The 23,278-nt window shown below is 58.5% G+C and carries 18 protein-coding genes, 1 tRNA gene, 2 rRNA genes and 1 pseudogene (1 of these 22 only partly in view); 9 read left to right on the plus strand and 13 right to left on the minus strand.

From position 1 onward, the window contains the following. The 4 genes from ATU_RS18370 to ATU_RS18390 form a co-directional block, all read left to right on the plus strand. Nucleotides 1-2,413: ribosomal RNA gene (locus tag ATU_RS18370) — 23S ribosomal RNA — on the plus strand (it extends 409 nt beyond the left edge of the window). Nucleotides 2,414-2,680: 267 nt separating this feature from the next. After that, nucleotides 2,681-2,795 (plus strand): 5S ribosomal RNA (rrf, locus tag ATU_RS18375). 240 nt (nucleotides 2,796-3,035) lie between these two features. Beyond that, nucleotides 3,036-3,112: transfer RNA gene (locus ATU_RS18380), tRNA-Met, on the plus strand. 214 nt (nucleotides 3,113-3,326) lie between these two features. Further along, nucleotides 3,327-3,680 carry a GNAT family N-acetyltransferase gene (locus ATU_RS18390; RefSeq protein ID WP_141652186.1) on the plus strand — a complete coding sequence of 118 codons (354 nt, stop codon included), beginning with the start codon at nucleotides 3,327-3,329 and terminating at the stop codon, nucleotides 3,678-3,680. Nucleotides 3,681-3,987: 307 nt separating this feature from the next. Here the strand turns inward: ATU_RS18390 and ATU_RS18395 are convergent, their stop codons facing one another. After that, nucleotides 3,988-5,466 (minus strand): NAD(P)/FAD-dependent oxidoreductase, encoded by a 1,479-nt coding sequence (locus tag ATU_RS18395; protein ID WP_236762311.1) that lies wholly within the window; start codon nucleotides 5,464-5,466, stop codon nucleotides 3,988-3,990. 131 nt (nucleotides 5,467-5,597) lie between these two features. Between ATU_RS18395 and ATU_RS18400 the strand changes: the two genes are divergently transcribed. Genes ATU_RS18400 through ATU_RS18410 form a run of 3 tightly spaced genes read left to right on the plus strand, consistent with a single transcriptional unit; the run spans nucleotide 5,598 to nucleotide 9,173 of the window. Beyond that, nucleotides 5,598-6,743, plus strand: coding sequence for a DSD1 family PLP-dependent enzyme (locus tag ATU_RS18400; protein ID WP_010973447.1), 1,146 nt, complete (start codon nucleotides 5,598-5,600; stop codon nucleotides 6,741-6,743). Between the two features lie 10 nt (nucleotides 6,744-6,753). Further along, the gene (locus ATU_RS18405; protein ID WP_010973448.1) at nucleotides 6,754-7,698 is read left to right on the plus strand and encodes an ornithine cyclodeaminase family protein; all 945 of its coding nucleotides are present in this window, start codon (nucleotides 6,754-6,756) and stop codon (nucleotides 7,696-7,698) included. Between the two features lie 17 nt (nucleotides 7,699-7,715). Further along, complete coding sequence (locus ATU_RS18410) at nucleotides 7,716-9,173, plus strand: aldehyde dehydrogenase family protein (RefSeq protein WP_010973449.1); 1,458 nt, start codon at nucleotides 7,716-7,718, stop codon at nucleotides 9,171-9,173. Nucleotides 9,174-9,175: 2 nt separating this feature from the next. On the opposite strand, the gene ATU_RS18415 is transcribed toward ATU_RS18410, so the two are convergent. Further along, a complete protein-coding gene (locus tag ATU_RS18415) occupies nucleotides 9,176-10,090 on the minus strand; it encodes a LysR family transcriptional regulator (protein WP_010973450.1) in 915 nt (304 codons plus the stop codon). Nucleotides 10,091-10,275: 185 nt separating this feature from the next. Between ATU_RS18415 and ATU_RS18420 the strand changes: the two genes are divergently transcribed. Continuing rightward, entirely contained in the window at nucleotides 10,276-11,604 is a 1,329-nt protein-coding gene (locus tag ATU_RS18420) for an NAD(P)/FAD-dependent oxidoreductase (protein WP_010973451.1), read from the plus strand. A gap of 134 nt (nucleotides 11,605-11,738) precedes the next feature. Here the strand turns inward: ATU_RS18420 and ATU_RS18425 are convergent, their stop codons facing one another. From ATU_RS18425 to ATU_RS18465, 9 genes are all read right to left on the minus strand, one after another. Then, nucleotides 11,739-12,737 (minus strand): 4-hydroxyproline epimerase, encoded by a 999-nt coding sequence (locus tag ATU_RS18425; RefSeq protein WP_010973452.1) that lies wholly within the window; start codon nucleotides 12,735-12,737, stop codon nucleotides 11,739-11,741. A gap of 27 nt (nucleotides 12,738-12,764) precedes the next feature. Further along, on the minus strand, nucleotides 12,765-13,616 hold the full coding sequence (locus ATU_RS18430) for an ABC transporter permease (RefSeq protein WP_010973453.1): 852 nt from the start codon (nucleotides 13,614-13,616) through the stop codon (nucleotides 12,765-12,767). Further along, nucleotides 13,613-14,461 carry an ABC transporter permease gene (locus ATU_RS18435; RefSeq protein WP_010973454.1) on the minus strand — a complete coding sequence of 283 codons (849 nt, stop codon included), beginning with the start codon at nucleotides 14,459-14,461 and terminating at the stop codon, nucleotides 13,613-13,615. The genes ATU_RS18430 and ATU_RS18435 overlap by 4 nt, the downstream gene beginning before the upstream one ends. 13 nt (nucleotides 14,462-14,474) lie before the next feature. Beyond that, complete coding sequence (locus ATU_RS18440) at nucleotides 14,475-15,566, minus strand: quaternary amine ABC transporter ATP-binding protein (protein ID WP_010973455.1); 1,092 nt, start codon at nucleotides 15,564-15,566, stop codon at nucleotides 14,475-14,477. 86 nt (nucleotides 15,567-15,652) lie between these two features. Continuing rightward, nucleotides 15,653-16,504 (minus strand): glycine betaine ABC transporter substrate-binding protein, encoded by an 852-nt coding sequence (locus ATU_RS18445; RefSeq protein ID WP_006313648.1) that lies wholly within the window; start codon nucleotides 16,502-16,504, stop codon nucleotides 15,653-15,655. Nucleotides 16,505-16,582: 78 nt separating this feature from the next. After that, nucleotides 16,583-17,929, minus strand: a complete 1,347-nt coding sequence (locus tag ATU_RS18450; RefSeq protein WP_010973457.1) for an NAD(P)/FAD-dependent oxidoreductase — start codon at nucleotides 17,927-17,929, stop codon at nucleotides 16,583-16,585. After that, nucleotides 17,926-19,443 carry an aldehyde dehydrogenase gene (locus tag ATU_RS18455; protein WP_010973458.1) on the minus strand — a complete coding sequence of 506 codons (1,518 nt, stop codon included), beginning with the start codon at nucleotides 19,441-19,443 and terminating at the stop codon, nucleotides 17,926-17,928. The genes ATU_RS18450 and ATU_RS18455 overlap by 4 nt, the downstream gene beginning before the upstream one ends. Further along, nucleotides 19,436-20,347 (minus strand): dihydrodipicolinate synthase family protein, encoded by a 912-nt coding sequence (locus ATU_RS18460; protein ID WP_010973459.1) that lies wholly within the window; start codon nucleotides 20,345-20,347, stop codon nucleotides 19,436-19,438. Before ATU_RS18460 ends, ATU_RS18455 begins: the two co-directional genes overlap by 8 nt. Further along, entirely contained in the window at nucleotides 20,344-21,054 is a 711-nt protein-coding gene (locus ATU_RS18465; protein ID WP_006313652.1) for a GntR family transcriptional regulator, read from the minus strand. The genes ATU_RS18460 and ATU_RS18465 overlap by 4 nt, the downstream gene beginning before the upstream one ends. A gap of 380 nt (nucleotides 21,055-21,434) precedes the next feature. On the opposite strand from ATU_RS18465, the pseudogene ATU_RS26695 reads away from it, so the two are divergent. Beyond that, nucleotides 21,435-21,565, plus strand: a pseudogene (locus tag ATU_RS26695) (ABC transporter substrate-binding protein); the annotation flags it as partial. A 19-nt stretch (nucleotides 21,566-21,584) separates the two neighbouring features. Here ATU_RS26695 and ATU_RS18475 read toward each other — a convergent pair. Together ATU_RS18475 and ATU_RS18480 are read right to left on the minus strand one after the other, a co-directional pair. Continuing rightward, nucleotides 21,585-22,502 carry an SMP-30/gluconolactonase/LRE family protein gene (locus ATU_RS18475; RefSeq protein ID WP_035258863.1) on the minus strand — a complete coding sequence of 306 codons (918 nt, stop codon included), beginning with the start codon at nucleotides 22,500-22,502 and terminating at the stop codon, nucleotides 21,585-21,587. A gap of 32 nt (nucleotides 22,503-22,534) precedes the next feature. Then, nucleotides 22,535-23,248, minus strand: a complete 714-nt coding sequence (locus ATU_RS18480) for a GntR family transcriptional regulator (protein WP_035215740.1) — start codon at nucleotides 23,246-23,248, stop codon at nucleotides 22,535-22,537. Nucleotides 23,249-23,278: the final 30 nt, after the last annotated feature.

Below are 23,278 nucleotides of genomic sequence, written 5' to 3' on the forward strand. Positions count from 1 at the left end.
GAGTAGGGCGGGGCACGTGAAATCCTGTCTGAACATGGGGAGACCACTCTCCAAGCCTAAGTACTCGTGCATGACCGATAGCGAACAAGTACCGTGAGGGAAAGGTGAAAAGCACCCCGACGAGGGGAGTGAAATAGAACCTGAAACCGGATGCCTACAAACAGTCGGAGCCCGAGCCTTTTAGTAGGTTGGGTGACGGCGTACCTTTTGTATAATGGGTCAACGACTTAGTGTAACTAGCAAGCTTAAGCCGGTAGGTGTAGGCGCAGCGAAAGCGAGTCTGAATAGGGCGATTTAGTTAGTTGCATTAGACCCGAAACCGAGTGATCTAGCCATGAGCAGGCTGAAGGTTGGGTAACACCAACTGGAGGGCCGAACCCGTATCTGTTGCAATAGATTGGGATGACTTGTGGCTAGGGGTGAAAGGCCAATCAAACTCGGAAATAGCTGGTTCTCCGCGAAATCTATTTAGGTAGAGCGTCGACCGAATACCCTCGGGGGTAGAGCACTGGATGGGCTATGGGGACTCACCGTCTTACTGATCCTAACCAAACTCCGAATACCGAGGAGTACTAGTCGGCAGACACACGGCGGGTGCTAACGTCCGTCGTGAAAAGGGCAACAACCCTGACCTCCAGCTAAGGTCCCCAAGTCATGGCTAAGTGGGAAAGGATGTGAGGATCCCAAAACAACCAGGATGTTGGCTTAGAAGCAGCCATCATTTAAAGAAAGCGTAACAGCTCACTGGTCTAAATAAGGGTCTTTGCGCCGAAAATGTAACGGGGCTAAAGCCATGCACCGAAGCTGAGGATTGTGGCAACCTTCGGGTTGCTTCAGTGGTAGCGGAGCGTTCCGTAAGTCTGTGAAGGCGGACCCGTGAGGGCTGCTGGAGATATCGGAAGTGCGAATGTTGACATGAGTAACGATAAAGGGAGTGAGAGACTCCCTCGCCGAAAGACCAAGGGTTCCTGCTTAAAGTTAATCTGAGCAGGGTTAGCCGGCCCCTAAGACGAGGCGGACACGCGTAGTCGATGGGAACCACGTTAATATTCGTGGGCCTGGTGGTAGTGACGGATCTCGTGTGTTGTACATTCTTACTGGATTGAATGTGCGGCGAAGAGGTTCCAGGAAATAGCTCCACCGTATAGACCGTACCCGAAACCGACACAGGTGGTCAGGTAGAGTATACCAAGGCGCTTGAGAGAACTATGTTGAAGGAACTCGGCAAATTGCACGCGTAACTTCGGAAGAAGCGTGACCCTTTTGTACGCAAGTATGATGGGGTGGCACAGACCAGGGGGTAGCGACTGTTTATCAAAAACACAGGGCTCTGCGAAGTAGCAATACGACGTATAGGGTCTGACGCCTGCCCGGTGCTGGAAGGTTAAAGGGAGGGGTGCAAGCTCTGAACTGAAGCCCCAGTAAACGGCGGCCGTAACTATAACGGTCCTAAGGTAGCGAAATTCCTTGTCGGGTAAGTTCCGACCTGCACGAATGGCGTAACGACTTCCCCGCTGTCTCCAACATAGACTCAGTGAAATTGAATTCCCCGTGAAGATGCGGGGTTCCTGCGGTCAGACGGAAAGACCCCGTGCACCTTTACTATAGCTTTACACTGGCATTCGCCAAGGCATGTGTAGGATAGGTGGTAGGCTTTGAAGCATGGACGCCAGTTCGTGTGGAGCCATCCTTGAAATACCACCCTTATCTTCGTGGATGTCTAACCGCGGTCCGTTATCCGGATCCGGGACAGTGTATGGTGGGTAGTTTGACTGGGGCGGTCGCCTCCGAAAGAGTAACGGAGGCGCGCGATGGTGGGCTCAGACCGGTCGGAAATCGGTCGTCGAGTGCAATGGCATAAGCCCGCCTGACTGCGAGACTGACAAGTCGAGCAGAGACGAAAGTCGGTCATAGTGATCCGGTGGTCCCGTGTGGAAGGGCCATCGCTCAACGGATAAAAGGTACGCCGGGGATAACAGGCTGATGACCCCCAAGAGTCCATATCGACGGGGTTGTTTGGCACCTCGATGTCGACTCATCGCATCCTGGGGCTGGAGCAGGTCCCAAGGGTATGGCTGTTCGCCATTTAAAGCGGTACGTGAGTTGGGTTCAGAACGTCGTGAGACAGTTCGGTCCCTATCTGCCGTGGGTGTAGGAATATTGACAGGATCTGTCCCTAGTACGAGAGGACCGGGATGGACGTATCTCTGGTGGATCTGTTGTCCTGCCAAGGGCATAGCAGAGTAGCTATATACGGAATGGATAACCGCTGAAGGCATCTAAGCGGGAAACCAACCTGAAAACGAGTGTTCCCTATCAGAGCCGTGGAAGACGACCACGTTGATAGGACGGGTGTGGAAGCACAGCAATGTGTGAAGCTTACCGTTACTAATAGCTCGATCGACTTCTTCGTTCCCATTGATTATGTTCATCGAACAAAGGTCGATGACATCTGTTCTGTCTTCACGCTGACGTGGCCTTCGGCCACTACGCTGCAGACGGCGCGCCAAACGATTGGCGACGGACTAGCGTCCTGTATGGCTGCCAAGCTCGATCTCGAGTAAGGCAGGCAAACAGACCAGTCACAGAAAGACGTGTTAAATTAAATCAGACGAAAGTCTGCCAGCTTCTCGAAAACAACAGTCCATGTTAAAACATGAACAATGTTGCGTTTTGCCGACCTGGTGGTTATCGCGGGGCGGCTGCACCCGTTCCCATTCCGAACACGGCCGTGAAACGCCCCAGCGCCAATGGTACTCCGTCTCAAGACGCGGGAGAGTAGGTCGCTGCCAGGTCTGCAAAACGCAACTCAAAATCTTCTCATTCACATACCTCGGCCCAGCCGACACCAAGGGCCGCTATCCAAGCGGCCTTTCGTCGTTTAAGGCAGGGCTTTAAAGGCAATGAAATGGCGTACAAAATCTTGTGCGCCCCTTAAAGGAGATAAATTGTGCCGCAATTTATCTCCGGCAAAGATCCGTCGTCGCTAAAGCAACGACGTAACCGCGACATTCGGCCTTGCCGAATGCGCTGGACGCGGGGTGGAGCAGCCCGGTAGCTCGTCAGGCTCATAACCTGAAGGCCGCAGGTTCAAATCCTGCCCCCGCAACCAAAATTTAAACCCAATATCAAAAGGGCTCCGAGGAAACTCGGAGCCCTTTTTGCGTTCAGAGCGCCTTGAAGATAAGAACGCCAAGCTGAAGACGTTGCTTGCCGAGGTGATGCTGGACAGCGCCATTTTGAAGGATGTTGCTTCAAAAAAATGGTAACGCATGGCGCGAGGGGCCGGGCGTGTTCAATCCCGGCTGATGATCGGTCGAGCGTGGATGCCGCAGCGCTCGGCCGACATCGTACGCGCGGCCGATGAAGAGGACGCTGACGGAATACTCGATCTTGACCGTAAAGCGTACGGCATGCCGCGGGAAAAGCTTATCCGCGAATTACTCAAGGTTGGCGAGGCAGTTCTGTTGTGCGAGGACGGTAAATCTACCGGTTACGCGATTGCTCGCCGCTTTGGACGTGGCTACGTCATCGGTCCCGTAGCGACGCAAAGCGACGAGGGTGCCAAGCTTCTCATCACGGCACTGCTTAGCGGACTTCGCGGCCAATTCGTCCGCATCGACGTCCATGAACAGGACGGGCTCAGCAACTGGTTGGAAGAACTAGGATTGAGAGGGTGAGTGACGCTGTATCGATGGCGCGGGGTCCTCTGCCGATTTCGGTTGGGAGGTTTCATACATACGCTGTCGCAAACCAGTCGTTCATGTAACGGCATCCGGGTCAACCGACCTAGTCACATGAGGTGAGGGCGTCCTGCAACTTGCGGGACGGCTCTGCTTTATCAGCGCACATCAACTGGAAGGGCAGCAAAGAAGAATCTGCTGGCGGATGATAGCGGTCGCCGCACTGCTCAACGGGAATTCATAGGCGTCGGGGGCGATCATCGCGCGTGACTTCAAGCCGGATCGTCAAAAGGAATAACCGGCGTTATCGCTGATCCCATTTGTCCAGCATGCCGTAATACCACACTGCCAAAGGAAGGAAGTAAGGCTTGCCGTTGTAAAACCGACGCCCGTCGAAGGGGAGATTGCGATAGACAGTTTTCCCAAGATCGGAGCCGAGCATTTCGTAGGCGACCCTGCTTCCGAGCCAGCTTGCGCGGGCAACGCCCGTCCCGTTGTACCCGCCGGCGAAATACATCCCGTCGATCGTCTGCACGTGTGGCAGATGGTCGAAGGTGAAACCGAGCTGACCATGCCAGTAGTTGGTAATCTTCGCCGATGCCAGTTCAGGAAACACCGCCAGCAGAAGGCTACGAATATATTTGGCATTCGCAACGGCGCTTTCGTGGGCGCCGCTCATGTTGAGAACCCGACCGCCGAAGACGATGCGCGTGTTGTCGGGGGAGGGGCGGTAGTAGGTGACGACGCGCTGGCTGCCAGCCAGCATCTGCCGCTTGGGCATCAGGCGGTCCATGACCTCCACGGGGAGTTGTTCGGTTGCGATCAGACCGCTTCCCACTGGGATGATACGGCGCTTCAGGTGTGGCAGAAGCGAGCCACTATAGCCGTTCGCAGCAAGCAGGATCTGTCGCGCCGCAATTGTCCGCGAGCCGACTTTGAAGGAAAATCCCCCATTTTTTCCCTCCAGGTCTGAAACGCGCGCGTTGCTGTAGATTTTCACGCCGAGACGATTGGCGGCCTCGGCAAGGCCTTTCACATACTTGGCCGGATGAATGCCGCAATATCCGGGCATGGCGACGCCGCCGTGATAAAGGTCGGAGCCGATCTCTTTGTGCTGCTCGGAGCGCGGCACCATATAGACGTTGCAGGGGATGATCTTGCGAATGCGGTCCATGTTGCGACCGATGGCGTCATAGACCCGAGGCGTCATAGCGCCTTTGAAATATCCGACCTCCTTGAGATCACAGTCGATCTTTTCCATCGCGACGACATCCTTGACGTGCTGGAGCGAATGGAAGCTTTCCTCGACGATTTGCCGCGCCGTGTCGGCGCCGTACTGCATTCCGGTGTCGAAGAAGGCCCAGCCGGGGCCGAGGAATCCGCCGTTTCGCGACGACGCGCCATAGCCTGGCTCGTCCGCGTCAAACACGCTGACCTGCTTGCCAGCCCGCGCAAGGACAAGAGCTGCGTTAAGGCCGGTGAAGCCAGCACCGATGATGGCTACCTCGGTAGACGACGGAAGATCATCAGTCTGGACGGGCGACGGGCGCGCCTCCTCCCACCAGAAGGGAAGGTCGGTGGCATTGTCCGAGAAAAAGGGTGCTTTCAGCTGCATCATGTGTCTCACATCGCTGGAAACACCAGTATGGTCTTGCCAAGCAGATTTCCCTGCTCTTTTTCGTACAATTTCAGTGGAATGCTCTGTTTTGCGGTTGGAGGCGGGCCTAAAGAGCGCGGGCGAACGCGCATCATTTCTTCTCGGGTTGCGGGCGGCCTCGTCCACGGCCGCATGCAGTCGCGTGACTGCCTAGCGAGCAGTTGATGAAGCTCCAACTTAATACAATATGTAGAGCCATTAAATAGCAGGTGAATGTCGTATGGGCTACAGTCTCCCCAGTTGAAGGATCTGCAGTTATGACAAACGCCGACGCGATCAGTAAGATTTCCACCCCTAGCCTCATTGTTGACGAAGCACGCATGTTGCGGAACATCTCCAGATTGCAGCGGCATCTCGACAGTTTGAACGTCTCGATACGTCCGCACCTCAAGACGGTGAAATCGGTTGATGCCGCGAAGCGTATCCTCTCGAGCGGCAACGGTCCGGCTACCGTCTCGACGCTGAAGGAGGCGGAAGTTTTCGCGTCGGCAGGCGTGCGGGATATCCTCTATGCCGTCGGCATCGGGCCGCAAAAACTGGACCGGGTGCTTGCGCTTCGTGCTGGCGGCTGCGATCTTTCCGTCGTGCTGGACACGCCCGAACAAGCAAGAGCCGTGGTTGAGGCCTCCCGCCGGGCGAAAGATGGCATCCCTGCGTTGATTGAGATTGACTCGGATGGTCACCGCGCGGGTTTGAAGCCGGACGATCCCGCCTTGATCGATATTGGCCGTATCTTGCACGAGGAAGGCGCTGTGCTGCGCGGTGTCGTTACTCACGCCGGCGAAAGCTATGGCGTGGTGGGTGCCGAAGCGCTGGCCGCCTTCGCGGAGCGCGAGCGCCTGGCTGCCGTCACTGCGGCGGAAGCCTTGAGAGCCGCAGGACTGCCTTGTCCGACGGTCAGTGTCGGTTCGACGCCGACAGCCCATTTCGCCCGTGATCTGTCCGGCGTCACGGAAGTCAGGGCCGGGGTATATGTCTTTTTTGATCTCGTTATGGCTGGCATTGGCGTCTGCAGCTTGGACGATATCGCGCTTTCCGTGCTGACGACAGTGATCGGCCATCAGAAGGAACGCGGCTGGATTATTGTGGATGCCGGCTGGATGGCCCTGTCGCGTGATCGCGGCACGGCGAGCCAGGCGGTCGATCAGGCATATGGCGTCGTTTGTGACATTCATGGCGATGTGATTGACGATCTGATCGTTAAATCCGCGAACCAGGAACATGGTATTCTGGCTCTGAGGCCTGGAAGCTCGGCACGTTTGCCAGATTTTCCGCTTGGAACCCAGCTTCGCATTTTGCCCAATCATGCCTGCGCCACTGGTGCGCAATTCGCCAGCTATACGGTGCTGCCAGCTGGCGGCTCCACGACGCTTGCCCAGTGGCCCCGCTTCAGCGGCTGGTAAGGAGGTTGCCATGCTGTTCATATCCGAAGAAGAATCCGCAACGCTTGTAACGCATGATCTGGCCTTTACCGCTGCATGGGAAGCGCTGATCGCGGCTTGCGACGAAGCGACCGCGTCTTTTCCAGTCGTACTCGGCCATGGTTCCTCGACCAACAACCGCTTTTCGGTCAAGGCAGCCGCAACAGTCGAGTTGGCCGGGCTGAAAGTCGGCTCTTACTGGCCAGGAAACCGCGACCTTGGCCTCAGTCGGCATAATTCGCTTATCCTGCTGTTCGATCAAGACACCGGACGGATCGGCACGGCGATGGAAGCGGGCACAGTCAATGCCTACCGTACCGCCGCCGCCGATGCTGTTGCGGCAGACCAACTGGCGCGCCGGGATGCCGAAACGCTTGCGATCTTCGGCGCGGGTCATCAAGCGCGCTACGAATGCATGGCTTTGGCGCGTGTGCGCTCTCTTCGCCGTGTGATGATCGTTGCACGCAACGGCGAACAGGCTGAAGAGATGCGATCCGCATTGCGCCAACATGGCTTGAATGCCGAGGTGGCTGCACCGCAAAATGCTTGCGCGGAAGCGGACATCATCGTCACTGCGACATCGTCACGGGCGCCATTGTTCGAAGCCGATTGGGTCCGGCCTGGAACGCATGTCGCCAGCATGGGGTCCGATGCCCGCGGCAAACAGGAATTACCGCCGGCACTGTTTGCCCGCGGCGACCTGTTTTGCGATCTTCCCGAACAGGCGCGCAGCATCGGCGAATTCCAGCATGCCGCTCCCGATCTGGAAGTCACAGCGCTGGGCGATGTGCTGGCGGGGCGTCGGCCGGGCCGTTCCTCCGATAGTGCCATCACCATCTTCGATAGTTCCGGTTTGTCGTTGCAGGATCTTTACATCGCCCGCCACTTGCTTGCCAAACGCGGCGCACATGAAACGCCGCTCTCAGCGAATAATTGAACGGAGGATCGCGGCCGATGACATCACCTCTTCAGCACCTGCAACAATCCGGACGGCTAAAGAAGTTTTACATCGATGGCAAATGGGTCCTTCCCAGCGGCTCAGACAAGGTCGCCGTCATTAATCCTGCCACCGAGCTGGAATTTGCAGAAATAGCGCTCGGTAATGATGAAGACGTTGCGCTCGCTGTTGCAGCTGCAAGAGGCGCTTTCGCCGGCTGGGCTCGAACCGGTCCGGCAGACCGGTCGGAACTTCTCAATCGCGTCCATCAGCTGATGCAACAGAGATTGGAACTTCTGGCGCAAGCTTTGACGATGGAAATGGGCGCGGCGATCAATTATGCCCGAAGCGTTCAAGTTCCCCTTGCTGCCGAACATATCAAGGTGGCTCGCGACAATGCGGCCAGCTATTCGTTTCTTTCGCAACGGGGGCATACGGCGATCCTCCGCGAGCCGATCGGCGTATGCGGCCTGATCACACCGTGGAACTGGCCGTTGTACCAGATAACCGCGAAGGTCGGCCCGGCTTTGGCGGCGGGATGCACGGTGGTTTTGAAGCCGAGCGAGCTTTCGCCCCTTAGTGCGTTGCTGTTTGCCGAAATCATCGAAGATGCCGGCTTTCCGCCTGGCGTTTTCAACCTCGTCAACGGCGAAGGCACCATCGTCGGCGCTGGCTTGTCCGCACATCCCGACGTGGACATGATTTCCATCACCGGCTCGACCCGGGCCGGAATTTTGGTCGCACAGGCGGCGGCTCCGACAGTAAAACGGGTGGCCCAGGAACTCGGCGGAAAATCGCCGAACATCATCCTTGCGGATGCCGATATGACGCGGGCCGTGCCTTTGGGCGTCGCTGCGGCGTTTCGAAATCTGGGGCAGTCCTGCAGCGCGCCGACCCGCATGATCGTGCCGCGCTCGCACCAAAAACACATCGAGGAACTGGCAGCGGCAGCGGCTCTGGAAATAGTTGTCGGCGACCCGTTATCGGAGCATACCACACACGGCCCGGTCGCGAATCACGCGCAGTTTGACCGAATTCAGCGGATGATATCGATCGGCATGGATGAGGGCGCCAAACTTGTCGTGGGGGGGACCGGCAGACCCGACGGCCTGGATACCGGCTTTTACGTGCGGCCCACGATCTTTTCAGACGTAGATCCGAAAATGCAAATTGCCCAGCAGGAAATCTTCGGACCCGTCTTGTCCATTATTTCTTACGATACGCTCGAAGAGGCGATAGAGATCGCAAACGATACGGTCTACGGTCTGGGAGCCCATGTTCAGGGGACGGACCTTCAAACTGTGCGAATAGTGGCGGAGCAGATTCGATCCGGACAGGTGCATCTCAATTATCCGGCGTGGGACCCCAATGCGCCCTTTGGTGGGTACAAGCAATCCGGCAACGGTCGGGAATATGGCACCGAGGGCATGGAAGAATATCTGGAGATCAAGTCTATCCTGGGTTTCTATCCCTGAACTTAGTCGTGCTGAACTCGCCACGGCACTGGCTGAAACTGCTGCTTCAATATCTGCAGGAAACAGACCGTGCGCGCAACGCGACCACTACGGTTGTCCAGCAGTGCCACGACATCGGCATCCGGCAGTTGCCAGTCCGGCAATAACGCCACAAGACGCCCCCTGCGCAAATCCTCGGCAACGTCCCATTCCGAGCGTATGATGATGCCAAGTCCAGCTAGTGCCCATTGCTTGATAACCTCGCCATCATTGCTGCTCATCGCGGGTTGGATTCGCAAGGTCAATGGCGGCTTTTCCTGATGGCTGAACCGCCACAATGTAACATCGGCGTGGTCTTCCCGAATAACGGCGCAGGCGTGTTGGTTCAAGGTCTCTGGCCGATCGGGCACACCATGCCGCTCAAGATACGATGGTGCGGCGCAGAGGATACGGCGGTTGGGCGCAAGCCGATGGACGATAAGGCTGGAGTCCGTCAGCGGCCCAACATGGATCAATACGTTCCAGGCATCGCTGCGCAGGCTGACGGGATCCTCAAACAGTGACAAAGTGAGCTTGACCTCAGGGTGCTGCTCCCGCAGCTGCGCCATCGCAGGCGCGATGTAAAGCCTGCCAAAGCCGAAGGGCGCGGCCACCTGCAAATGCCCCGTCACGACCTGGCGACGCTCCAACAGCTGTTCGGTCATCTCCTCCATATTGGTGAGGATTTCGACGCCGCGTTGCGCCAACAACTGCCCCTCCTCGGTCAGGTGCAATCGACGGCTGGTACGCTCCAACAGCCGTACACCCAGCCGTTGCTCCAATTGCTGTAACCGCTGGGTCACAGCCGATGGTGTCACGTCGAGCGCCCGCGCCGCCGCTGCCAATGATTGGGCGGTGCTGACGATGCGAAAAAATTCGAGGTCCTGAGATGTGATCATGAAGGTCGATCTTAATACAACATGCAAGGCTGTTAAATAGCGTCTGAAGGACAGGTTGGCTACAATCGGTGCTTCATTCGCAGGATCACAAAGCCATGACTGATGACCTCCATGTTCCCTCTCTCCGAACTCGGCGCGCAGTTTGATTTTGCATCGACCCCAGACTGATTTGGAGCGGTAGGATAATGAGCCCCACAATTCACAGAATTCAAAGCGACCAACGGCTTCCGGAAAGAGTTGATGTCGTCGTGATCGGCGGCGGCATTGTCGGAAGTGCGGCTGCCTATTTCCTGTCCAAACGCAAATACAAGGTCGCATTGGTCGAAAAAGGCTGGATCGGAGGCGAACAATCCGGCCGCAACTGGGGCTGGTGCCGCCAGCAAAATCGCGACGCTCGCGAACTGCCGCTTGCCATGAAGGGCATGCAACTCTGGGATCGTCTCGGCGAAGAGATCGGCGAGGATCTGGGCTTTCGTCGTAACGGGTTGGTCTATGCGTCCACCCGCTCGGCCGACGTGGAGCAATGGGAGCGGTGGCGTGAGGTGGCGCGCCAGTTCGACTTCGAAACCCACATGCTCACCGCCGCGCAAGCAAGAGAAATGACCCCCGGCAGCACCAGGGACTGGATTGGCGGCGTGTACTCCCCGACCGACGGCAAGGCGGAACCTGCCCGCGCCGCGCCCGTCCTGGCGCAGGGCGCCCGGCAGAATGGTGCTGTTATTCATCAGGATTGTGCCGCACGCGGCCTCGATATCAGCGGCGGCAGGGTATCGGGCGTCATCACCGAGAAAGGCCTGATCCATGCCGACATGGTTCTGTGTTCAGGAGGTGCCTGGGCTTCCATGTTCTGCCGGCGGCATGGAATAGACTTACCGCAGGCAGGCGTTCGCCAGACGACGCTGCGGACCAAGCCAACCGCCGATATCGTCAAGGGCGGTTTTTACAACCCCGAAATCACACTGACCCGCCGTCTGGATGGCAGCTACACGATGGCCCTTAGTGGACGCGGGACTGTCGAGATCACACCGCAGGGCCTTCGCTACGCGACCCAGTTTCTCCCCATGTTCCAAAAACACATGAAGGCTCTGCGTATTCGTATGGGCCGCTCATTCTTCGAGGGTCCGGAAGCGCTTACGCGCTGGAATTTCGATTCCATCTCTCCATTCGAACGCATCCGCGTGCTGGATCCCGCTCCCAATGCAAAAATGGTTCACGCAACCGTTGCGCAAGCGAAAGCGATTTATCCGGCACTCAAGAATGTGGAAGTCGCGGAGGCTTGGGGTGCCTGGATCGACACGATGCCTGATGCCATGCCGGTGATTTCTCAAGTGCCATCCCTGCCGGGGTTCTTCGTGGCAGCGGGTCTCAGTGGGCACGGCTTTGGCCTGGGGCCGGCGGCTGGCCACCTGGCGGCCGACATCATCACCGGCGATGTGCCGATCTCCGATCCCCGCCCCTATCGCTACTCCCGCTTCTTCGACGGGTCGAGTCTCGGCGCACCCGGTGGAATATGAGTTGTCGCCCGCAGACAATTCGGCTTGATGTAGTATCCCCCTCGTCCGATCTGGCGCTGCTGTTCTCGAAAGATAGTTCCGTACCTATATGCTAGCTGCTCAGCAGCGACCTTGCCGGACCAGATGAACACTCCCTATCTGACCTGAAATCCGTGAGCGAGCGGGTCACGATCGTCAACGAATATCGTGTTGTGCCCAATGATCCGCGCCCAGCCGCCGATGCTGGGCCTGATGCCACTGAAGCTGCCGACCGTTGTCTCTTCTTCGACCTTGCCTTCGAAGATCGTGCCGATCAGGCTTTCCTGACGGAATGTTTCGCCGGCTTTCAGGCGGCCCTTGCCGTGCAATTGCGCCATTCGAGCCGACGTGCCCGTGCCGCCTGGCGAACGGTCGATGGCCTTGTCGCCGTAGAACACCGCGCCGCGCCCATCCGCCTCGGCGGAAACCGGCCTGTCACACCAGATGGCGTGATGAACGCCCCGTATCCGTTCGTCGTCGGGATGAACCGGATCGCAAATGGTGCCAAGCGCGTCGCGCAATTTCTGGCTGAGATCAACGACATCCCCGGCTGTCATGCCGTCGAGACCGGGCCAGCCGACTTGTGGCTCGATCACCGCGTAATAGTTGCCGCCATAGGCGATATCGACGACGAGTTTGCCGAGGCCGGGAACATTCACTTCCACATCGGCCGCATGAAGGTAACTGGCGACGTTGAAGATGCGGACGGATTCGACGAACTCGCCGGGTTTGTCGTACTGAATGTCGACTTTTCCCGCCGGCGTTTCGATCGAAAGCCTTCCCGGAATCCTCGGCGTTACCAGACCCTCCTCGATCGCCGCCGTAACAAGGCCGATCGTGCCGGCACCGCACATGGGCAGGCATCCGCTGACCTCGATAAAGATCACGGCGAAATCACAGTCGTCGCGGTAGGCCGGATAGATGACCGCGCCTGACATGATGTCGTGTCCGCGGGGTTCGAACATCAATGCCTGCCGTACCCAGTCATGGTTGCGGACAAACAGGTCGCGACGCTCGGATATCGGAAGATGCGGCAACAGCGGACCGCCCCCGGCAACGAGACGAACGGGATTTCCGCAGGTGTGGGAATCGATGCAGAAGAAGCTGTGGCGCATGTGTCTGTCTCTCCCTAGTGCCGGGCCTCATCTCCGCCTGATGCCCCCGCGACCTTGCAGCGCGCCCCTGGACAGCCGGTCGAGGAGAATGGCGATGGCGACGATGGCCAGTCCGGCTCTTAGGCCCGGCCCCATTTCCATGCGCGTCAAACCGCGTGTGACTTCAGCGCCCAGTCCACCGGCACCGACAAGGCCGGCAAGAACGACCATGGCCAGCGACAGCAGGATGCACTGGTTGAGGCCGACCAGAAGCGTGGGCGTGGCGGAGGGGATTTCGATCTTGAGGAGGATCGCTCGGGGCGAGGCGCCGCTCGCCTGTCCAAGTTCGAGCAAGTCCTTCGGCACCTGGTTGAAGGCGAGTGTGGTGAGGCGCAGCATTGGCGGCACGCCGTAGACGATCGTGGCGATGATCGCGGGCACGCGGCCCAGGCTGAAGATCATGACCGCCGGGATGAGATAGACCCATGGCGGTACGGTCTGCATGATGTCAAGCAGTGGGCGGAGGGCTGTCTCGAAACGTTTATTGCGGGACGCCAGTATGCCGAGCGGAAAGGCGATCGACACCGAAATGATGACGGCAACCGTGACCAGCGCCAGGGTTTGCATGGATTGTGTCCACAGGCCGGCGAAAAAGCAGAAGGCAAGCGCAAGCATCGTTACGATTGCGGCCTTGAGATTGATGGCGAAAAAGGCGAGCAACGTCGCGATCGCAATCAGGGCAAAAGCGGGCGGATAGAGCAGCACGGCCTCGATCGCACCGAGAACACTTTCGATGAGGTTGGTTACAGCGGCGAAAAACGGGTGGAAATTGGTATTCAGCCAGTCCACGGCGGGTGCGAGATAGATGCCCGGAGAAAATCTGAAGAAATCGAAGTTCATCTTGCACCTGCCTTGGCGCGACTGGTCGCGCTTTGTGTAAGCCTGTCCAGCACCATGGTCAGAATGACGATTGCGATCGCAGCATTGATGGAGGTGGCGATATCCAGCGTGCGTACCGCCCCGTAGATCGTTTCGCCGAGGCCGCCGGAACCGACGATACCCGCGATGACGACCATGCCGAAAGCCATCATCAGGCTCTGGTTGATGCCAGCCATGACGCTGGGTATAGCGAACGGCAGCCTGATCTTCATGAACATCTGCCACGGCGTCAGTCCGCTTGCGTGACCCAGTTCGATGAATTCCCGTGGCGTCATGCGGATACCGAGCGAGGTCAGCCGGATCGCGGGCGGCATGGCGACGATGAAGGTGGCGATGAGCGCCGTCGCCGGTCCGTAGCCCAGGAGGGCGATCGCAGGCAGGAGATAGATGTAAGGCGGCATGGTCTGGATCAGATCGAGAATGGGTTCGAGCACCCGGTCGAGCGATTTGGTGAATCCCGCAATAATGCCGAGCGGAATGCCGACCAGCAGAGCGAGGATCGTTGCCGTCGTGACAAGCGCCAGGGTGCTCATGGTTTCGGCCCACAGCCCCATCGTCGCGCAGAAAAGCAACGCGACGCCGGCGAGAATGCCGGCCGCCAGGTTGATCAGCCGCCAGCCCAGCAGGGCTGCGATGAGTGCGATGACGACGGGCGGGGCAAGCTGGAGCAGCCACAGGATGCCGTCATAGCTGCCTTCAAGCAGCCGGCTGACGAAATCGAACAGCCCTTCGCCATTATCGCCGATCCAGCCAAGGGCATCCTCCGTCCAGATATCGAAACGGTCCGTGATGATTGAGGTATCCATCTTGAGCCTCCAGCTATGCCGCCACGGATTCTTCTTCCGCTGTTCCCGCCACGCCGCGAAGAAGGTCGCGGGTGGTGACGATGCCGATGACGAGGTCTTTTTCGACCACCGCGACGGCGTCGTGGTCAGACTGCATCGTCAGATCGATCAGCGCGCCGATATCGTCCCGTGGCGACGCCCTGAGCAGCGTGCCGATATCGCACTGGGGCTGCGAGGCGGCGAATTCGGCAACCGGCTGCATGACCGTATGCGCCTTCACCAGATGAATTCTGGAGATGCCCGCTACGAAATCGGAGACGTAATCATCTGCGGGTTTCGTAACGATCTCCTCGGCGGTTCCCACCTGCACGATAACGCCGTCCTTCATGATGGCGATGCGGTCGCCGATGCGGATTGCTTCCTCGAGGTCATGGGTGATGAAGACGGCGGACTTGCCGAGCGACTTCGTCAATTGCCGAAATTCGTCCTGGAGCTGCCGACGGATAAGAGGGTCGAGCGCGCTGAACGGCTCGTCCATGAGAATGATTTCCGGGTCGGCAGCCAGGGCGCGGGCAAGTCCGACGCGCTGCTGCATGCCTCCTGACAATTCGTGGGGATACCGCGACGTCCAGTCGGCAAGGCCCACCTTTTCAAGCGCGGCGCGTGCTATACGGTTGCGCTCGTCTTTCGCTACGCCTCGAACCTCGAGACTGAAACCGGCGTTTTCGAGCACAGTGCGGTAAGGCAGCAGCGCTACGCTCTGAAACACCATGGCGATGTTGCGGGCGCGCAATTCGCGCAATTCGGCAGCATTCAGCCTGGCGATATCCTTGCCCTTCACCGTGATTTTTCCGAGGCTCGGCTCGATGAGGCGATTGAGAAGACGGATCAAGGTCGATTTGCCGCTGCCGGAAAGCCCCATGATGCAGAAGATTTCGCCACGATGAACCTGAAGGCTGGCGTCGCATACGCCGACGACGCAGTCGAAATCCTCCAGCACCTGCTTCTTTGACAATCCACCTCTGGCCACCGCCTTCACGGCGGTCGAAGCGCGCGCGCCAAAAATCTTCCAGACGTTCTGGCAGTCGACCAACACTTCGTTGGAATCACTCAATATCATATTCATTGTGTTCCCCACGGACCTGCTCAAGGCTGGCCTTCAAATTCTGGACGCGACGTGCGGATCACCCCTGGCGACCCGCACGCTTAGGGTTATTCGCCTTTGATATTCTCCCAGCGCTTCAGCAGATCGGCATGGCTGTCGGTCCATTCCTTGACCGCTTGGTCCATTGTCTTGCCGTCATTGACCGCACCATTGATCGCGGTGATATCGGCAAGCGGCACGTAAACGCTGGCAATGACCTCACGTGCATGCGGGTATTCTGCAGAGAAACCTTTCTGGCCGATCCAGTAGTAACTCTGTGGCGGCGGGAAAACGCCCTTCGGATCCTTGAGGAACTTGACGTCGTATCGCTGCATCATCCAGGATGGTTCCCAGACCGTCACGGCGACCCATTCCTTGCGGTCGATTGCCGATTTCAGAGCGGCCGTCATCGCGGCCGTGCTGCCTTCGACGAGCTGAAGCTTCAGACCGTAATCCTTGGCGGCCTTGCCGGCATCGCGCATCAGGCCCGAACCTGGCTCGATCCCGATGATCTTGCCCCCGAACTTGTCGGCGTTGTCGTTCAACTGATCCATCGAGTCGATCGTCACGTATTTCGGAACTGCGATCGCCTGGTAGAGGCCATGCGACACCGGCGAGATCTTTTCCAGACGTCGCTTGTTCTTGTCCCAGTAGTCCTGAGCGACGTAATCGGTCTGCGAGGCGAGAAGCTGGATGTCGCCCTTGGAGAGTGCCGCATAGGCTATACCCCATTCCGAGAACGACACGACTTTCACTGTGTAACCGGAATCCTCAAGTACTTTCTTGGTGATCCCGGTGATGGGCGTGAGATCCTCCCAGGACATCGTACCCACCGTAATCGTCTTTTCCTCCGCTTTGGCGGAGAATACCGTCATGCCGACCATCGCGGCCGCACAAAGCACCTTCCATATAGTCTTCATTGTCAGTCTCCTAGTTCTTGTTCCCATTCTTCTCGAAGGCTTCGTGCTTGGCTCAGCCCTCACATTGCGTAGGAGGGTTCATCCCTCGCGGCCTGCACGCAATTCCTGCAAACGGATCACCGAATTTATTCCGAGCCATGCGAATGGTTCCGGCGGGAGGCGGGACGGCGCGGGGTGATCCATGTATTGTTCGAGATGCCGGGAGGTGGTCCCGGTCGCCAGCTCTGCCGCCATCATGCCGGCGAGGGTGCTTTTTACCGTGCCGAGTCCATTCTCGCAGCAGGCGGAAAAAAGCCCTTCCTCGATCTCGCCGAAGGCGGGGACATGGTTGAGGCTCAGGCAAATACGTCCTGACCAGCTATATTCGAAAGGTATGCCCCCAAGACCGGGAAAGCGGTCGTCGAGCGACCGGCGATGCGCCCGTACCATCTTCGAAAGTTGGTGCTTCGTCAGGTCGAGCGTCGTCTCATACGTATATCTTGTCCGGATCGCGATACGCGACTGGCCGTCGGACGTGATCTTCCGGACGGTTGCCCCCATCGCATCGGCAGGAAGCAGCGCCCATTTGTCTTGTCCGGAAACCCTGCTGCCGTAATCCCTCGCGGCAAATGGCGCCGTCATGGATGCATAAGCGAAGATGTGTATCAGCCGCCCGCGAAAATGACCGAAGTCGTCAACATGGCCGTTGACCCCCAGAATGACTTTCGGGGCGGTGACGCTGCCCGAGGGCGTCGTGGCTTTCCAGGCACGGTTTTCGCGCCTGAGTGCCGTGACGGGTGAATTCTCGAATATATCCACTTTGGGCGACAGACCCGCGGCGAATTCGCGGATGTAATCCGCCGGCTGAATGAGAACTGCGCCGGGCGTATAGAGCCCGCCGAGATAATAGTCAGAACCGGTCAGGGCGCGCATCTGTGCGGCATCGAGGAGGGTGTGTTTCTCGCCGGCGTTCTTGAGAGATGCGGCGAAGTTCTGGTTCAGTGTCATGCCGCGCCGGGTTGCCGCGGCATTGATCTTTCCGGCCGGATCGAACGTCTGGCGCGACATTCCATAGTCTTCGGCCGCTGCCGCGGCAAAGGCTATCGCTGAGCGGTTCTGTTCCATTTCCAGTCGTGTGGCGTCGATTGCGCCGCTCGAATATTCACTGGAGGCGAGGTTGTGGGGAACGTCGATCATGAAACCGGAGTTGCGCCCCGATGTGCCTTTGCCGACTTCGCTCGCATCAAGAACGACAATCGTCTCGCCGGGATGGAGCTGGGTGAGGCGGCGGGCGGCGGAAAGACCCGCAAAGCCCGCGCCGATAATCAACCAGTCCGCTGTCACATCGCCCTCGAGGCGTCGAACCGGTTTCGAACGCTTGCTGATCGCCTCCCAGCCCGAGATGCCATTTTCGACCGGCAAACGCCTGACGGACAGGGTCGTCATCTGACCGTCTCGTCCACCGAACGATCGGAGACGTCGATCCAGATCGTTTTGAGTTCGCAATAATTATCGTGCGCGAAGATCGATTTGTCGCGTCCGCCGAAACCGGATTCCTTGTAGCCGCCAAACGGCGTCGTTGCGTCGCCTTCGCCGAAGCAATTGACCGTGACGACACCCGCCCGGATTTCGCGCGAGAGCTTGATCGCCTTGCGAAGGCTTCCGGTGTAGACGGATGCGGCAAGGCCGTAATTCGTGTCGTTGGCAAGAGCTACCGCCTCTGCCAGCGTGTTGAAGGTCGTCACCGACAGGATCGGGCCGAAAATCTCTTCCCGGAAAAGACGGCTTGCAGGGGGCACGGCATCGACGACCGTGGGTTCGATGAAGATTCCCTTCTCGGTCTTGCCACCGTGAACGATGGTAAGATTTTCTGCCTTCACGTCCTCGAGGAAGGAGTGGACCTTATCGAAATGGGCTTTGCTGACGAGCGCGCCGACGCGGTTTTGCGGATCGAGAGGATCGCCCATCCTCCATTCCCGCATATAGGCGCCGATCCGCTGCAGCAGCTCGTCCTTGATTTTTGCATGGACGATGAGCCTGGACGAGGCCGAGCAGTTTTCGCCCATGTTCCAGAATGCGCCGTTGACCACCTGCTCGGCGACGAGGTCGAGGTCTTCCGCATCATCCAGCACCACCGCCGGATTTTTGCCGCCGCATTCAAGGACGATGCGCTTGAGGTTGGAGTCGGCCGCATATCGCAGGAACCGCCGTCCCGTTGGCGTCGATCCGGTAAACGCTACCATATCGACATCCATATGCATGCCGATCGGCTCGCCGACCTCCTTGCCGCCGCCCGGAACGACGTTGAAGACGCCAGCCGGAATCCCGGCTTCATGCGCCAGTTCGGCGACGCGCAGGGTCGTCAGCGTTGTCTCCTCGGCCGGTTTGACGATCACCGAACATCCGGAGGCGAGCGCCGGGCCGATCTTCCAGGCCAGCATCAGCAAAGGGAAGTTCCACGGCAGCACGCAGCCGACGACGCCAACCGGCTCGCGCACCACGAGTGCAAGGGCGTTCGATCCCACCGGTGCGGTATTGTCATACAGCTTGTCGATGAGCTCCGCATGCCAGCGGATGGTGTGGATCGTGTCAGGAATGTCGACGGTCTGGCATTCGGAAACCGGCTTGCCGCTGTCCAGGCTTTCCATGACGGCTAGTTCGTGGCGATGCTGCTCCAGTAGTTTTGCGAATGTGAGCAAAATGGCCTTGCGTTCGCCAGGTGGCAGCAGGCGCCAGCGGCCGTCGTCGAATGCCGCCCTGGCTTTGCCGACCGCATAGTCCACGTCACTCACGTCGCAGGCCGAAATATCGGCGAGCGTTTCGCCGGTGGCGGGATTGATCGTCTTGAAGGTCTTGCCGGAACCGGCGGGCCGGAAAGCCCCGTCAATGAAGGCATTGGCCGGGAACTGAAGGTCTGAGGCAATCGCCTTGTATTCGGCGGCGGTCAAAGGTTCATGCATGATTGGCTCCCGACGCAATCTGGGCGACTGTTCGCTTCAACGTGGTAACGACAGTCTGGAGAGTTCGTTTTTCATCGGAATTGAGGGGGCGAAGCGGAGCCCGGACAGATCCGGCCCGAAGCCCGATGATTTCGCATCCATGCTTGATGGATTGGACGAATTTTCCGCATTCGAGAAAATCCATCAGCGGCAGCATTGCGGTCATGATCGCGCGTCCCTTGTCGAAGTTCTTTTCGACGACGCAGGCTTCGTAGAGTGCCACATGCTCGCGCGGCAGGAAATTCGAGCCCGCGCAGACCCAGCTTTTCGCGCCCCAGGCGAAGAATTCCAACGCCTGGTCGTCCCAGCCGCAGGACAGCGCAATCTGCGGGAACTTGCGGGCGAGGAGATGCAGATTGCCCATGTCGCCAGAGCTTTCCTTGATGGCGACGACATTCTTCGATTTGCCGACGCGGGAGAAATATTCCTCCCCCATCACCACACCCATGCGAGCAGGGTAGTTGTACAGCATGATCGGAAGGTTCGCCGCGCGATCAACCGCAAGCGCGTGGACGGCGTTTTCACGCTCGGTCGGCAGCGCGTAGGGCGGAGAGGAAACGAGAATGGCGTCAGCGCCGATTTCCTTGGCCGCCTTGGCATATTCAATGGAATCTTCGGTACGGGTGGCGCCGGTTCCGACGACGAGCGGCAGCCGCGTACCGATCACTTGTCTGGCGTAGGCTGCCAGATCGAAGCGCTCCTGGGCCGTCTGCGCGTAATATTCGCCCGTCGACCCACCGATGATGATGCCGTGCACCCGTGCTTCCATGAGCGACTCGAGGACAGCTGCGAAGGCGTCGCGGTCGATCTCTCCGTCATGACCGAGCGGTGTAATCGCCGGGGTATATATACCTTCGAATTTCAAGACGATTTCTCCATCGCTGAGACGGGCACCTCGACGAGAGCATCCGCCTTCATTCCCTGGGGTGCGATGAACATCTCCATGTTCTCGCGCGACAATTCCCAATGTTCGAAGACCAGATCGACGACGGCGTCCTCGTTGTGCGACTGGATTGCGGCGATGAAGCCGTCATGATGTTCGACGGCGAGGTTCAGACGCTGGCGCATGTCGTCATTGCGTGGTCGGTAGAATGTGTGGCCGATGCGGGCGTGATCGATCAGAAGACGACCAAGGCTCGCCTGCAGATAAACATTTCCGGACATGTCTCCGATCAGGGCATGGAAACGATTATTTTCCACGACCATGGACGGAGCGTCGCCCAACATGCTTGCCGCGCGGAATCGCTCCTGTGTGTCCTTCAGCTCGCCAAGCTGTTTCGGCCGGAAGTTCTGCACGGCGAGGCGGCCGATCGCGGCGTAGATCATCGGAGCGACCAGAAAGAAGTGCCGAAGCGTCTGGTGGTTCATCGGAATAACGCGCGCACCGCGATTTGCCCGAATGTCGATATAACCTTCGCCTTCGAGCCGGCGGAAAATTTCCCGGACCGGCGTGCGGGAGAGACCATAGCGCAAGCCGAGGCTGACTTCGTCCAGGTCCTGATCGGGATCGAGTTCCATCGTCAGAATCTGATGCTTGATATCGTCGTATAAGCCGTCCTTGCCGCTCTTCATCGAAACCTCCTGCCCGAAAACTGCGCGGGCCCAATCCATTATGCCAACGATGAAAAGTTCGCATGGCTCAAGAGATGAGTCAATAAAATTGTATAATCTAGTTATACATTGGTTATAAGGAAATAATTTCGTGCATGGAGATTTACGCGCTACGGATTCGTAACACGCTGAAAATGTTATATTTTCTTTGAGGCGCGCGTACCGCCGGTCTGCGCAAGGGCTGGTAATGGCGAGGAGGCTGATCTTGCTGGTGAGAGCATGACGTTCAGGACCGGGCAGCACCATGCCGGGGAGCGAATTCCGTCAGCTGCCGTGGGACCCGCCTGTGTCTTGCAATATTCGCCGGTGGGAAGCCGCGTTCGCAGACATGCAAAAAGGAGAACACCGCTTCCTCCAACCCGAAGATCACCTATAGGCGGGCGTCGGCGGTTTCAAATGGACGTTCCACAATTATCCGACGGATGAGAACCGCGCGCTCGTCGTGGCGAAATACGCGAAACCTCCACCAGGCACGGGTTGGACGGCCAGCGTCACCCTTCAAATCTGAAGGGTGCAAATCCTTTAGTCTGTGTCGGGATCATCCACACGCCGCCCGAGAAAGGTGCCTGTTCGAGCCGCTCTGCCGACATGTTGTGGCGGTGCGAGGTGACGAAAAGAGTGCTGAAATCGGGTCCGCCGAAGCAGGGCATTGTCGGGTGCGGCACAGGCATCTTTATCGCGGCGGTTTGTTTGCCGCCATCTTCGGCGAAGACATTCAACATGCCGGCGGAAACACCCGCACTGTAGTAGGTGCCGCTGCTGTCGAGGCAGCCGCCATCGGGCCGTCCGGTTTCTTCCGTCATCTGAGCTACCAGCACACCCTCGTCGAACAGGCCGTTTACCCTGTAGAAATTGCGTCTGCGTATCCATTTCTGCACGGAATCGCTCTGCCACATGATGGAACCGTCAGGGGAGAAAGCCAGACCGTTCGGGCATGTCAGCCCCGTCTGCATGCGCTTGGCGCTCGTTGCGGTGATCCGCCAGAGTTCGCCGTAAGGCTTCATCTCTGAGAGCGGAACATTGTGCATGGTTCCTACCCAGAAGGCGCCGTCGGGGCCAACACGGCCGTCATTAAGCCGGCAGGGAATGCCCTCCGGCGCCGGAATGGAGTGGAGGAGACGTGTCCTGCCGCTATCAGGATCGAGGATGACGATATCCATGCCGCAGGCGACGACGAGATCGCCGTTTTCACGAAGCCCGAGGCTCGACACCGTGTGAGGAAACGGCCATTCGCGATATTGGCCGGGCTCGAGCGCTGCGGACCGCACCGTTTTGCCGAGGATATCGCACCAGAAAAGCACCTGACGCCTTTCGTCCCAAACAGGGGATTCCGCCAGCGTGCTCATCGTGTCGCACAGAAGTTTTGCCTGCGACATGGCAAGGGCTTGTTCGGGATTTGCCGTATTCATGATGCTCGAACCGTTGAAATGATGCCGCAGCCTTATTCGAAGTAGTCCTGATGGTTCTCGAAAACCTGCGAGAGAATGCCGAGGACGCGTCTCAGGTGTTTGCGTAGTTCTTCGGCCGCGAGGGTTTCGTTCCCGGCCTTGACCGCGCCGTACACCGCCTCATGTTCGGAAAGCAGCCGTGCCATATGCGCTTCGTCGGTGATGGCGAGTGCACGCAGGCGGTCCAGTCCGGATTTCTCGCGGATCAGCAGGGTCTCCAGTCTTTCCAGCCCCGTCGCAGCCGCAAGCGCACTGTGGAACTGGTCGTCATGCACCCGGAAGGCCTTCCGGTCTCCCCGGTGCATGGCCGCGCGCTGGCCGCTCAGGGCGTGTTCGATCTCCTGTTCGGCTTCCGGCGTAATGCCGATCTGGCACAGCCTGCCAACGGCAGCCACCTCCAGCGCCTCGCGGATGAACTGCGCACTGCGGATGTGCTTTTCCGATAATTTTGAAACATAGGTGCCGCGGCTTGGCAGGGTGACGATCAGGCCATCATCTCTCAGCCGGCTGAGCGCCTCGCGCACCGGCGTCCGGCTGGAACTGAAGGATTGCCCAATCTCGTTTTCCGAGACCGCCTGGCCGGGAAAAAACTCCCGAGAAAGGATGGCGGATTTCAGCGCGGCATAGATCTGGTCAACCACTGGCCGGTTGAGGTCCAGTCGCTCCATCGTCGGCACGGTGCCACCTGTCACGGGAATTTTCGGCATATACCCTCCAGCGTTTTCATAACCGGTATA

The organism is Agrobacterium fabrum str. C58 (assembly GCF_000092025.1).
Lineage (GTDB): Bacteria > Pseudomonadota > Alphaproteobacteria > Rhizobiales > Rhizobiaceae > Agrobacterium > Agrobacterium fabrum.

What these genes read in the sequence shown, in the direction of transcription:
- ATU_RS18390 (WP_141652186.1), top strand. Translation starts at nt 3,327, where the DNA reads ATGCCGCAGCGCTCGGCCGACATCGTACGCGCGGCCGATGAAGAGGAC.
- ATU_RS18400 (WP_010973447.1), top strand. Translation starts at nt 5,598, where the DNA reads ATGACAAACGCCGACGCGATCAGTAAGATTTCCACCCCTAGCCTCATT.
- ATU_RS18405 (WP_010973448.1), top strand. Translation starts at nt 6,754, where the DNA reads ATGCTGTTCATATCCGAAGAAGAATCCGCAACGCTTGTAACGCATGAT.
- ATU_RS18410 (WP_010973449.1), top strand. Translation starts at nt 7,716, where the DNA reads ATGACATCACCTCTTCAGCACCTGCAACAATCCGGACGGCTAAAGAAG.
- ATU_RS18415 (WP_010973450.1), bottom strand. Translation starts at nt 10,090, where the DNA reads ATGATCACATCTCAGGACCTCGAATTTTTTCGCATCGTCAGCACCGCC.
- ATU_RS18420 (WP_010973451.1), top strand. Translation starts at nt 10,276, where the DNA reads ATGAGCCCCACAATTCACAGAATTCAAAGCGACCAACGGCTTCCGGAA.
- ATU_RS18425 (WP_010973452.1), bottom strand. Translation starts at nt 12,737, where the DNA reads ATGCGCCACAGCTTCTTCTGCATCGATTCCCACACCTGCGGAAATCCC.
- ATU_RS18430 (WP_010973453.1), bottom strand. Translation starts at nt 13,616, where the DNA reads ATGAACTTCGATTTCTTCAGATTTTCTCCGGGCATCTATCTCGCACCC.
- ATU_RS18435 (WP_010973454.1), bottom strand. Translation starts at nt 14,461, where the DNA reads ATGGATACCTCAATCATCACGGACCGTTTCGATATCTGGACGGAGGAT.
- ATU_RS18440 (WP_010973455.1), bottom strand. Translation starts at nt 15,566, where the DNA reads ATGAATATGATATTGAGTGATTCCAACGAAGTGTTGGTCGACTGCCAG.
- ATU_RS18445 (WP_006313648.1), bottom strand. Translation starts at nt 16,504, where the DNA reads ATGAAGACTATATGGAAGGTGCTTTGTGCGGCCGCGATGGTCGGCATG.
- ATU_RS18450 (WP_010973457.1), bottom strand. Translation starts at nt 17,929, where the DNA reads ATGACGACCCTGTCCGTCAGGCGTTTGCCGGTCGAAAATGGCATCTCG.
- ATU_RS18455 (WP_010973458.1), bottom strand. Translation starts at nt 19,443, where the DNA reads ATGCATGAACCTTTGACCGCCGCCGAATACAAGGCGATTGCCTCAGAC.
- ATU_RS18465 (WP_006313652.1), bottom strand. Translation starts at nt 21,054, where the DNA reads ATGAAGAGCGGCAAGGACGGCTTATACGACGATATCAAGCATCAGATT.
- ATU_RS18475 (WP_035258863.1), bottom strand. Translation starts at nt 22,502, where the DNA reads ATGAATACGGCAAATCCCGAACAAGCCCTTGCCATGTCGCAGGCAAAA.
- ATU_RS18480 (WP_035215740.1), bottom strand. Translation starts at nt 23,248, where the DNA reads ATGCCGAAAATTCCCGTGACAGGTGGCACCGTGCCGACGATGGAGCGA.